The sequence below is a fragment of the Hafnia sp. HMSC23F03 genome, from assembly GCF_001816025.1.
GTDB lineage: Bacteria > Pseudomonadota > Gammaproteobacteria > Enterobacterales > Enterobacteriaceae > Hafnia > Hafnia paralvei.
In genome coordinates, this window is the sequence record NZ_KV824214.1 from 396,212 (window position 1) to 407,095 (window position 10,884).

Annotated in this window: 10 protein-coding genes; 4 read left to right on the plus strand and 6 right to left on the minus strand. The window is 48.3% G+C overall.

Translation table 11 applies throughout. The features are described 5' to 3' along the window. Nucleotides 1–22 precede the first annotated feature (22 nt). The 3 genes from HMPREF3091_RS07555 to yihU all read right to left on the minus strand — a co-directional run bounded on the left by HMPREF3091_RS07555 (nt 23) and on the right by yihU (nt 2,900). A complete protein-coding gene (locus tag HMPREF3091_RS07555; RefSeq protein ID WP_004093390.1) occupies nt 23–1,066 on the minus strand; it encodes an aldose epimerase family protein in 1,044 nt (347 codons plus the stop codon). A gap of 23 nt (nt 1,067–1,089) precedes the next feature. Further along, nucleotides 1,090–1,953 carry a class II fructose-bisphosphate aldolase gene (locus HMPREF3091_RS07560; protein WP_070715099.1) on the minus strand — a complete coding sequence of 288 codons (864 nt, stop codon included), beginning with the start codon at nt 1,951–1,953 and terminating at the stop codon, nt 1,090–1,092. A 62-nt stretch (nt 1,954–2,015) separates the two neighbouring features. Beyond that, nucleotides 2,016–2,900 carry a sulfolactaldehyde 3-reductase gene (gene yihU, locus HMPREF3091_RS07565; RefSeq protein ID WP_070715102.1) on the minus strand — a complete coding sequence of 295 codons (885 nt, stop codon included), beginning with the start codon at nt 2,898–2,900 and terminating at the stop codon, nt 2,016–2,018. A gap of 288 nt (nt 2,901–3,188) precedes the next feature. Between yihU and HMPREF3091_RS07570 the strand changes: the two genes are divergently transcribed. The 3 genes from HMPREF3091_RS07570 to mdoC all read left to right on the plus strand — a co-directional run bounded on the left by HMPREF3091_RS07570 (nt 3,189) and on the right by mdoC (nt 6,195). Next, the gene (locus tag HMPREF3091_RS07570; RefSeq protein WP_070715104.1) at nt 3,189–4,085 is read left to right on the plus strand and encodes a sugar kinase; all 897 of its coding nucleotides are present in this window, start codon (nt 3,189–3,191) and stop codon (nt 4,083–4,085) included. A 37-nt stretch (nt 4,086–4,122) separates the two neighbouring features. Beyond that, nucleotides 4,123–4,923, plus strand: coding sequence for a DeoR/GlpR family DNA-binding transcription regulator (locus HMPREF3091_RS07575; protein WP_004093409.1), 801 nt, complete (start codon nt 4,123–4,125; stop codon nt 4,921–4,923). A 141-nt stretch (nt 4,924–5,064) separates the two neighbouring features. After that, nucleotides 5,065–6,195 carry a glucans biosynthesis protein MdoC gene (mdoC, locus tag HMPREF3091_RS07580; RefSeq protein WP_083321385.1) on the plus strand — a complete coding sequence of 377 codons (1,131 nt, stop codon included), beginning with the start codon at nt 5,065–5,067 and terminating at the stop codon, nt 6,193–6,195. A gap of 41 nt (nt 6,196–6,236) precedes the next feature. On the opposite strand, the gene HMPREF3091_RS07585 is transcribed toward mdoC, so the two are convergent. The 3 genes from HMPREF3091_RS07585 to HMPREF3091_RS07595 all read right to left on the minus strand — a co-directional run bounded on the left by HMPREF3091_RS07585 (nt 6,237) and on the right by HMPREF3091_RS07595 (nt 8,736). Further along, nucleotides 6,237–6,965 carry a YggN family protein gene (locus tag HMPREF3091_RS07585; RefSeq protein ID WP_070715106.1) on the minus strand — a complete coding sequence of 243 codons (729 nt, stop codon included), beginning with the start codon at nt 6,963–6,965 and terminating at the stop codon, nt 6,237–6,239. 14 nt (nt 6,966–6,979) lie between these two features. Next, nucleotides 6,980–7,906 carry a glutaminase B gene (glsB, locus tag HMPREF3091_RS07590; RefSeq protein ID WP_004093414.1) on the minus strand — a complete coding sequence of 309 codons (927 nt, stop codon included), beginning with the start codon at nt 7,904–7,906 and terminating at the stop codon, nt 6,980–6,982. A gap of 197 nt (nt 7,907–8,103) precedes the next feature. Further along, on the minus strand, nt 8,104–8,736 hold the full coding sequence (locus HMPREF3091_RS07595) for an outer membrane protein (RefSeq protein ID WP_004093418.1): 633 nt from the start codon (nt 8,734–8,736) through the stop codon (nt 8,104–8,106). An 820-nt stretch (nt 8,737–9,556) separates the two neighbouring features. On the opposite strand from HMPREF3091_RS07595, the gene HMPREF3091_RS07600 reads away from it, so the two are divergent. Then, nucleotides 9,557–10,882: an SrfA family protein gene (locus HMPREF3091_RS07600; RefSeq protein WP_070715108.1), complete on the plus strand. Its 1,326-nt coding sequence runs from the start codon at nt 9,557–9,559 to the stop codon at nt 10,880–10,882. Nucleotides 10,883–10,884: the final 2 nt, after the last annotated feature.

Here is a 10,884-nt window from a genome sequence, read left to right on the forward strand (position 1 = left end):
TTGCTTCCAGTAATTAATTTATTTAAGCAATAACGCGAAAACGATGCTCGGTGCGGCTGGCATATGTTTGCCCTGGGCGCAAAACAACGTTGCTAAAATGAGGAAAATGAATGCTGTCTGGGAATGCTTGTGTCTCAAGGCAAATCCCGGAGAATGCCTGATAACGGTGCCCTTCTTTCCCATTCCAAACCTTGTTAGAAAGCTTGAATGCATTGTAGAACTGCACACCTGGTAGCGTGGTATGCACCTCCATGACACGCCCACTGTGTGGGCAAATCATCGTGGCTGCCGGATGTAAGTCAGTGTCGGTTGGCTTCAAGACATAATTCATATCGAAGTCCTGTGCCGCACGCTGTTGCATAGCATCCCCTAAGCGACGAGCGTTGCGAAAATCAAACGCCGTACCGGCAACTCGAACAATCTCGCCTGTCGGCAACATGGTGGATTCATCGACCGGCGTCATGAAATCGGCATCGATTTTGAGCTGTTGATCGTGGATAAGGTGAGTATGGCCGCGTAGGTTGTAGTGGCTATGGTTCACCAGATTCACCAGCGTCGGTTTATCCGTTTGCGCTTCAAACTCGAATGTCACCACGTTGTCATCAGTAAGACCGATGCGATGACACACCGTGAGATTTCCCGGATAGCCTTCTTCTCCATCCACGGAGGTACGGCTAAAAATCACACCGTCGCCATCTTCCTGCGCTTGCCAGACATACTTATCAAAACCACGGATACCACCGTGCAAATGCTGTCCAGTCGGCGCTTCATTGGTAGCAAGCAGATACTCTTGCCCGTCAATTTTGAAACGTCCCCCAGCAATGCGGTTGGCGCATCGTCCGGCAATAGCACCAAAAAATGGATGACCCGCCTGATAAGAAGCCAAATCATCAAACCCCATCACCACATCTTCTGATTTTCCATCTCGGTTGGGAGCCCAGAGCTGGGTCACAATACATCCGTAATCCGTGACACACAGGCGCATACCTTGGCTATTGCTTAATGTGAAAAGAGAAACGGTTTGCCCTAGGTGTTCGCCAAAATGCTGGCGTTGAATGGTCGTCATGTTCTTAATCCTTTAATGAATATTCAGAATTGCAACGCTTTGCCATTGCTGCCAAATAAGCGGATTTTTTCGATTACTTTTTCTTTCATCACGTCACGTCCATGACCCAGAGAGACAGCCAGCGCATACTCTTCAGGATCGTTGGTTAATACTTCGCAAAGCCCTTGGGTAAAGGCCTGACGCAGCTCAGTATCGACGTTTACTTTGGCAACACCTAATGCAATAGCTTGGCGAATTTGATCGTCAGGAACGCCTGAGCCGCCATGTAACACAATCGGTTTTTTCACGATTTCACGGATTTCTTGCAGGCGTCCAAATGCGAGTTTAGGTTCCTGTTTGTAGACGCCATGCGCGGTGCCGATAGAGACCGCCAAATAATCCACATCAGTTCCTTCGGAGAAACGTAGTGCCTCATCGCAGCTCGTGATTAGCGCATCTTTTTCATCCACGGAAATATCATCTTCGGTGCCACCAATTTTGCCAATTTCACCTTCCATGCCGATATTTAGCGCATGGGCAACCTCGGATGCCGCACGGGTAATACGGACGTTCTCCTCAAAGGACAAATGAGAACCATCGAACATGACCGACTGGAAACCACACTGGATTGCCTGCATGGTCTGCTCAAAACTGCGGCTATGATCCAAATGGATACAAACGGGCACCGTGATATCGTGCATAAAAGCATCGATGATCTCTTTCATCGGCTTTAGCCCCATCACGCTAATCACTTTTTGTCCGACCTGAATCATGACCGGTGATTGTTCTTCCTGTGCCGCCAGTAAAATGGCACGCACCGTTTCTGCGTTGTGAGCGCTAAATGCGCCAATGGCATAGCCGTGTCTCCACGCCTGTTGGATCATGGTATTACCGGATATATAAGGCATTTTATTCTCCCTTTTGAGCTGAGCATCAGCCCCTTAATTATTTGAAAATAAACAAACTACGATTATTTTTTCAGGCCTGATGCTGCTCGCACCTGTTCCAAAATAGCGGTCCAATCCTGACGCCCTCTACCGCTGGCTCGCGCTTGGCTATAAACCTCGCGTGAAGCTGCTCCCATTGGCATCGAGACATGCAGTTGATTCGCGACATCAAGCGCAATCCCCAAATCTTTGTGAGCCAAATCGATCATGAAAGCAGGTGTGAGATCTCCCTTAAGTACCTTATTTGGCCATGACGTGGTGAAGTGGCCTTTGCCTGCCGGAGTGCCATTCATTACCTTCAGCGCAACATCAAACGATAGCCCTAGCGCCTCACACAGCACCGCGGCCTCGGCCGAAAGCGCGTTCAAAGCGATGCTCATATAGTTGTTAATTAGCTTGACGCGAATCCCCATCCCCGGCCCACCAGCGTTGATCAGCTCAGAACCCATCCCCATCAATACTGGCGTTGCATACTCCACCTGCTCTGAAGTACCACCGGCCAAAATCAGCAAGGTACCTGCGATTGCGTGATCTGAGGTGCGTCCAACGGGGGCATCCATCATGCTGAAACCGCGATCCTTCATCTCAGCAATCAATTTGTCCGTTTGCAGCGGATGAATGGTGGACATATCAATCACCAACGCCGACGGTAAAAGCGTGGCGCAGATACCTTCAGCACCGAATAACACCTCTCGCACCAAATCACCGTTTGGCAGCATGGTGATAACGAACTCCACGTTCTGCGCTGCATCCGCTGGGCTATGACATGCCTGTGCACCTTTTCCCACTAACTGCGCCATCGCTTGAGTGCTGATATCAAACACACTTAGCTGATGACCCTGCTTAAGCAGGTTACTGGCCATGGGTAACCCCATTTGCCCTAGCCCGATAAAAGCGATCTTTGCCATTTCACTCTCCTGTCATTCAATGTCACTTTGGGTTCATTGATGGAATATTTTGTCTGTTTTTGATCGTATTTGTAATTTATGGTCAAAAAATTGACAGCCATCACTCTTTTAACATTTGGGAGAATTAAAATAGCGGCATCGTGATCGAAGGCTGGTTTTACTGATAATCAGTGATGGATCGTGCAACCTCCCTATCCAACGCTTCTCGTCAGAGAGCCGTGTAAAAATGAATAAGCGCGGTATGCATCTGGGTGCGGAAAGGGCATTAACACTTTAGAGGAACAAGTCATGACTCGAATTGCATGCGTAGGAATTGCAGTACAGGACAGGTTGTATTACGTCGACAAATTACCTACAGGTGGTGGGAAATACGTAGCTCATGACTATCGGGAAATAGGAGGCGGCCCTGCAGCAACGGCGGCTGTTGCAGCGGCACGACTGGGCGCTAACGTTGATTTTATAGGCCGTGTCGGTGACGACGCGACGGGAAATACGCTACTCAATGAACTTGAGTCTTACGGCGTAAATACGGCATTCACCCAGCGTTACTCGCAGGCCAGATCGTCTCAGTCAGCCATCTTAGTTGATGCCTGTGGAGAGCGTATCATCATCAATCACCCAAGCCCTGATTTGCCTGATGATGCCCAATGGCTAACAGCAATAGACTTCAGCCAATACGACGTGGTCCTTGCCGATGTGCGCTGGCATCAGGGCACGCTGACGGCGTTTACGCTGGCAAAACAAGCGGGAGTCACCACCTTACTTGATGCAGATGTCACACCGCAGAATATCCGCCCACTGGTCGCGTTAGCAGACCACGCAGCATTTTCTGAGCCCGGATTACAACGCATGACAGGCGAAAATGACATTCACCGCGCGCTGCAGATGGCAGAAAATGACACAAATGCTCAAGTTTATGTCACCCAAGGTAAGAAAGGATGTTTTTGGCTGCAGCACGGACAGTTGCAGCATCAGGCGGGATTTCACGTTGAAGTCGTCGATACCACCGGCGCTGGCGATGTTTTCCACGGAGCACTCGCCGTGGCGCTCGGTCGCCAACCTGATATTGCTGCCTCAGTACGCTATGCTAACGCCGTGGCGGCACTCAAATGTACCCGACCGGGTGGGCGCGCTGGCATCCCTGATTGTGATCAAACTGACTCTTTCCTCACTCGTTTTGTATAAAATGATCAATAACATGACCCATTGAAGAGAAATAAACATGAGTCTGACCGAATTAACGGGTAATCCACGTCACGATCAGTTGATCCAATTGATCGCTCAGCGTGGGTATATGAACATTGATGAACTGGCACAACTTTTAGATGTTTCAACGCAAACCGTACGTAGAGACATTCGCAAGCTCAGCGATCAGGGACTGATCTCACGCCATCATGGTGGCGCGGGACGTGCTTCAAGCGTGGTAAACACCGCCTTTGAGCAACGAGAGATCTCTTATACCAATGAAAAAATGGCGATAGCCGAAGCCATCGCCGACTATATTCCCGATCGCTCCACGGTATTTATCACCATTGGAACGACCGTAGAACATATCGCTCGTGCCCTGATGAACCACAGTCATTTACGCATTATCACTAACAGCCTGCGAGTCGCGCATATTCTGTATAAAAATACGGAGTTCGAGGTGATGGTTCCCGGCGGCACTCTGCGACCTCATAACGGCGGCATTATTGGCCCCAGTGCAGTCTCCTTTGTGGAAGGATTTCGCGCCGACTATCTGATTACCAGCATGGGTGCCATAGAAGCGGATGGTAGCCTGTTAGATTTTGATGTGAACGAAACCACCGTAGTCAAAGCAATGATGGCGCATTCACGGCATATTTTACTTGCAGCCGACCATACCAAGTTCCATGCATCTGCGGCGGTGGAAATCGGCAATGTGGGGAAAGCGACCGCATTATTTACAGACGATGAACCTCCTGCTGCGCTCAGTGCTTTGCTGCAACAACAGCAAGTAGAATTAGTCGTTACCTCCTCAGCTCAGCAGGAGCCAACGCTTTAAATCTGCTAGTAATTCTTATTTAAGCTACGCTTATGTGCAGATTAATCCAAAAATGTGCGTCGGCACTTGCCCGACGTTCATTATCTCCCTAGAGTTACGCCACTTTAATGCTTATCTGACAGGATTTTTGGGTACAACGCATTGGCTAAAACTATCCAACGAGAACACTATCTAGATTATATCCGCGCCACGCTCATGCTGCTGGGGATACCTTTTCACGTTTCACTGGTCTATTCGGCTCACCATTGGGTGGTCAACAGCACGCCAGAAAGCCTGCCGCTAAGTTTGTTTAATGACTTCATTCATGCATTTCGCATGCAGGTGTTTTTTGTTATTTCCGGCTATTTTTCTTGCATGCTGTACCAGCGCTATCCGTTGAAGAAGTGGCTGAATGTTCGCCTAACCCGACTGCTCATTCCGATGGCCACGGCAATGGTGCTTATCACGCTGCCACAGTTTTGGTTCATCTTGCACCACACCACCGGGATCAGCGATTGGGCGCAATCCGACCCGTGGCAAAAAGCTAACATCTGCGTCTGGTATTTAGTTTCGCATCTGTGGTTTTTACTTACGCTGAGCCTGCTGACGGTGATAAGCGCCCCGCTGCTCAACGCTATCGTCAATCGTGGTCTATGGAGCAAAGTGTCCACCGGTGCCCTGTTACCGATTTTTATTGCTCTCGGTGTCGGTTTCGCCCTTCTTCATAAGCTTTCTACACTGTTGATGCCCGCGGTGACAGGCTCTGCGCTATTTAACTTTTTAGTGGTTAATACGCTGATGTACTTACCGTTTTATCTGCTCGGCGCAGTGGCGTTTGTCCATATCAAACATAAAGAAAATATCACTCGAGTGTCATTCATTGACGGTCTGATTGCTGCGGCATCGGTCGGGTTGTATTTGCTCAATGAAAATACTCAGGTATTTGCGCCGCTACAGCTCAGCGTGCAGTTTTGCCTGATATTCATCATTGGTCTCACCATGACAAAGGTCGTGTTAACTCTGGGACATCGACTGCTGAATAGGGAATCGCGCGGGGTGACGTACTTCGTGGGAGCATCGCTGTTTATCTATCTGGTACACCATCCACTCACGATTATCTACGGAAGCCTGATGGAGAATGTACATCCCCAACCTCTGCTTGGCTTCGCTGTTGGCGTCACGCTGGTGGTGTTGGGCTCGCTGATGCTATATGAAATCCACCGACGCGTACCGCTGCTGCGCTACCTGTTTTCAGGTAAGTCACAGAAACCCGTCGTGAATTCAGTGAAATGATTAATTTGCCAGCCAAGGGGCTGGCAAATTATTTTTGTCGATTACGCCTTTGGTAGCTCTTTCAACAGAGCCTGACGCTGAGTATCCAGCGTGGTAATACGACTGCATACGTCTTTGCCGAAAGATTTGAAATCATCTTCCTGCTTGCTCCACTCGGAGCGAATCGCCTGCTGTAAGCCCCCTAGATTGCCCATGATGGCCTGCAGAGGGTTATCAGACTTAGTCGCATTTGCCGCCTGTTTCAGCCCCATCTCATTGATGCTGTCTTGTAAGACGCCACCCATGGTCTGGTTAACAAGATTCTGGCCTTCCTGCTCAACTTTAGAAATCGCCTGATGATGGAAGGTATACCCATCGCTGCGTTTTTCTAGAATACGCTGCATCTGTTCTTTTAGCTGAGAATCCAGTTTGGTCAATCGATTACGAATGTTGCTATCGCTGCCAACCTGCTCAACGATAACTTTATCCAGAGAAACGCGCGCTTTTTCCAAACGAGTCTGCGCCCCCTCATCGATCCATGGGAAATCTTTGCGGATCCCCGATTGCAGATTCACCGCCTGCTGTTGCGCTTTGGCGCTCAGCGTAACGGCTTTGCCATCGCGGGTCATATTACCGTTTTTATCGATAGTAAGGTTGCCACTCGCACCTACGATTTGTACCTGCTGAGGATTAACAATGATGTCATCCTGTGGCTTCACATTACATTCCCATGCCGCCTGAGCCTGCCACGCGGTCAACATCAGTAGAGATAATCCTAATTTACGAATCATGCGTTCTTTGTCTCCTAAAAAATCGAGCGGCCAATACGCTGCGCAAGAATTTCAAGCGCAGCGGTTCCCGCCAGTGAGTTGCCAGAGGCATCCAGTTCAGGACACCAAACTGCAATACTCATTTCATGGGGGACAACGGCAATAATTCCGCCGCCCACGCCTGACTTGCCGGGCATCCCGACACGATAGGCAAATTCGCCAGCACCATCATACATGCCACTGGTAACCATCATGGCATTAATCTGGCGGTTCTGCCGCTCATTGATGAGTGGCTCTTCCAACGCAGGTGAATGCCCGTTGTTGGCAAGATAGACAAAAGTACGCGCTAATTCCATACAACTCATTCTTAAAGCACAGTAATGGAAATAAGTTTGCAGCACCGTTATCACGTCATTATCAAAGTTGCCGAACGATTTCATCAGATAGGCGATGGCCGCATTACGGTCTGAATGTTCGAACTCGGAGCGCGCCACACGAGCGTCGTACACAATATCCGGCTCGCCAGACAGGGCGCGCACCACCTCTAGCATTCTCTGCTTAGGCGCGCTCAGACGCGACTGCAACATATCGCACACTACCAATGCGCCAGCATTGATAAATGGGTTGCGTGGCTTCCCCTGCTCCAACTCTAGCTGTAGTAGGGAGTTAAAGGGTTGCCCTGATGGCTCTTTCCCAACTCGAGCCCAGATATCCGACTCAGCATAACGGCTAAGCGCCACGGTTAGACTCAATACCTTTGAGATCGACTGGATTGAAAAACGCTCATCGGCGTCGCCCGCCTGATAGGTTTCACCGTCTACGGTGCAAACCGCAATCCCCAGTTTATCGGCCGGTACTTCAGCCAATGCTGGAATGTAATCCGCAACTTTGCCCTGCCCAATTAAAGGGCGTACCTGAGCCAGAATATCTTCCAGCAATTGATTACTCAGCTTAGTTGCCACACAGTGCTCCAAAACAAATCAGAAATACGGTTATTACGGGGCGGGAGGATAAAACAATTGCGACAAGACGGAAAGGCGTTGAGGAGGGATAAGGGGCGTTTAGGACGCGTCTCCCCGAAAAAAAACCCGCCGAAGCGGGTTTTTTATTAAACATACTTTTAGAGGTTTTCTAGGCGAAAATCCTAGAGGAAACACTCTTAGAAGTAGTAGTTAACACCAGCGGTGAAATCGTGGGTAGCCACTTTAACTTTGGAAGCTTGTGCAGTTGCATCGCCAGCGTCCAGGTATTTGTAGCCCAGATCCAGATCCAGGTGGTTGTTGATAGCGTAAGAAACACCAGTACCAACGCTCCACGCGAAGTTGTCACCGTTACCAGAACGGCTTACGCCATCCTGAGTGTTTTTCAGGTTTACGTTAGCGTAACCGATACCAGCACTGATGTATGGAGTGAAAGCAGTGTCGGTATTGATGTCGTAGTAACCGTTCAGCATAGCGGTCTGCAGACGTACACGGTTGTGAGTACGAGTGTTGTCAGCTTTGATGAAGTGATCGGTATCAGTAGTATCACGGAATGAATAATCTAATTCTGCACGGATTGGCAGGTTAAATTCATTCTGGAAGTTATAACCGAATACCAGACCAGCGGTGCCTGCTTGTTTGGTGTCGCGTGGAACGCTGCTACCAGCTGCAGATTTCTGACCGTGAATTTGCTCCAGGCTGGTACCCATTTTAGCACCGGCATAATAACCAGTGTTGTCTGAGTTTGCAGCGAAAGCAGAAGCTGAAGTTGCTAAGCCGATAATAACGGCCAGGCTAGTTAATTTTTTCATGATAGATTCCAACTTAATAAGTATTTTACTTGTGAAACTATATCATCATGTGACATTAATCACAAAAATGAAGACGCTAGATAATAATAGCGATCCCTGTACGAAAATTGAATTATTTTTTTGTCAATGAAATCAATGGATAGTGTTTTTTATACTAGTTTGTTTAGTTTGTGTTTAAAAAAAACTCACTTTCGGTAGGAATATTCCGATTTATTGCGTTTACAAGCGACTGATATTTATACGCTGTAATTTCAATGCGGACTTAAAATAAATATCTTTTATTCTTTAACGTAATGAGTAAATTTTTGTATAGAAATGACGTCGAATGATTTACTTATTTTTAAATTTAGGAAGATGACTATAGAGAATAAACTTTTTTATTATTAGAGAATAAAAATACAGAAAATAAGATTTTATATAAATATATATGCGGCTAAGCAATCGCTTTCATAGAAAATAAATCATAGTAAATAGTGATATAATTCATGCAGATATAAACTGTGATGATGGTCACATTGCTCTGGAGGTTAACGCACAACCTATGCACTAAAACAGCAGAATCCCCCTGCTCCAAAAACGATTCACATGGGTGAGAATATGAGACACTAAGGCCTCTAAGCATCGGTAGATGACACGCCGTGTTTGCGATTTAAGAGCGTTGGACAGAGTAGATCTTGCCTAGGATGGATAAAGTAAAGCAGTTATACGCGAGGTGATTGACCAAGTATTTGCCATTTTAGCCACTTTTTTGACCGTTTGATTTGCAACATAAGCCTTAAAGTAGCCGCTGTAGTCAGGCGTCTATCAAAAGGTTCTTTTCGTGGCAAAACAATTATTACGCAGCGGCAGCTTGGATGATTTTCTCGCACTGGGTGAAAACGGTCAGCCCGTTTACGCTTCAGCTTTGCAGCTCAGAGAAACTCTGCGACTGCGCCATCAACAGACTATCGCTGATAGCCTCGCGATCCCTCAGCCAAATGAACGAGGCGATCGGATAGATTGGTATGCGCCAATCGCGGGGAAAGTCACATCTTGGATAGCCGCCAGCAATGAAGAACGCGCCTCAGCGTTGCGCCAGCTAGAGCATTGCCAGCAAACGGCCAACGTCCTCAGCCTTAAAGCCCAAAACTCGGATAAACCTGCGCTGCGCTTGTTTGGTATTTTGCTTGCTAAGGCGATGCAGTTTCCTGGCTCCAATCATGTTTTCTTAGTTGATGGTAAACCGGTATTAACATTCTGGGGATTCGTTAATCTCGATAAAAAATCTCGAACCGATGCCTTTGATTGCTTACGCGCAGCCATCGCTGACACCGTGCCAGAAAAACTGGCTATCACCGAATTACCAACAAAACCCCCTATTACCGTTCCTTCTGTTGCGCTTGCAAACACGGTTTCCCAACAAGCATCTACCGTTGACGATTCTTCGGACACTAGCCCGACTCCCGTTGATGCTCAAACAGCGCGTCCTCGCCGTGACTGGCGTCAGCTTTGGTGGCTACCTCTAGCGCTGATCGCTTTAGGGATCTTGTTTGTCCAGATACGAGCTAAAGGAGATGCACCAGCGGCCAAACCTTCTGAGCCAGAGGTTAAAACAGCCGCCGTGACTAAAAAACCTGCTCTCGCGGCCAAAACCTTAGTGACGACCACGCATTTACCCGTCGCTCACGTGGCCTCGCCAGAGCCAGCGCCACCAGCTCCGATAGAGAAAAAGCCAGAGATAAAGGTGGAGGAAACACCGGTGACAGCCGCTGCGCCTAATGCATTAGTGATGCCCGCAGAGGCGGTAAAAATGGGCTCAACGCGTTTCATGAATGGAAAGTGGCGCGCCAGTTTAGACATCAAAACGCCGCGAACCGGCAAACCACCAAGTTTGGTGTATCAAATAAAAAACAGCAAAGGCACGGTGAAAATTACCCACGGTGATGGGATTAGCTGTAGTGCGAATGTCACAACCGGCCTCATGAGCTCAGGAAGTTTAGTGGTTGATAGCCGAATTAAAGCGAAATGCAGCGATGGTTCACGTTACAAGATTCCACAGCTTATCTGCAAAGCAGGTGAGAACGACGTAGCCGAATGCAAAGGGCGCTATGACGCCGACACTCTTTTGCCAATGAATATGACACGCATTGGCAAATCGTCTCAGTAAAT

Coding starts and splice junctions, on each gene's coding strand:
- HMPREF3091_RS07575 (WP_004093409.1), top strand. CDS start 4,123: ATGAGTCTGACCGAATTAACGGGTAATCCACGTCACGATCAGTTGATC.
- HMPREF3091_RS07570 (WP_070715104.1), top strand. CDS start 3,189: ATGACTCGAATTGCATGCGTAGGAATTGCAGTACAGGACAGGTTGTAT.
- HMPREF3091_RS07585 (WP_070715106.1), bottom strand. CDS start 6,965: ATGATTCGTAAATTAGGATTATCTCTACTGATGTTGACCGCGTGGCAG.
- HMPREF3091_RS07595 (WP_004093418.1), bottom strand. CDS start 8,736: ATGAAAAAATTAACTAGCCTGGCCGTTATTATCGGCTTAGCAACTTCA.
- HMPREF3091_RS07560 (WP_070715099.1), bottom strand. CDS start 1,953: ATGCCTTATATATCCGGTAATACCATGATCCAACAGGCGTGGAGACAC.
- yihU (WP_070715102.1), bottom strand. CDS start 2,900: ATGGCAAAGATCGCTTTTATCGGGCTAGGGCAAATGGGGTTACCCATG.
- HMPREF3091_RS07555 (WP_004093390.1), bottom strand. CDS start 1,066: ATGACGACCATTCAACGCCAGCATTTTGGCGAACACCTAGGGCAAACC.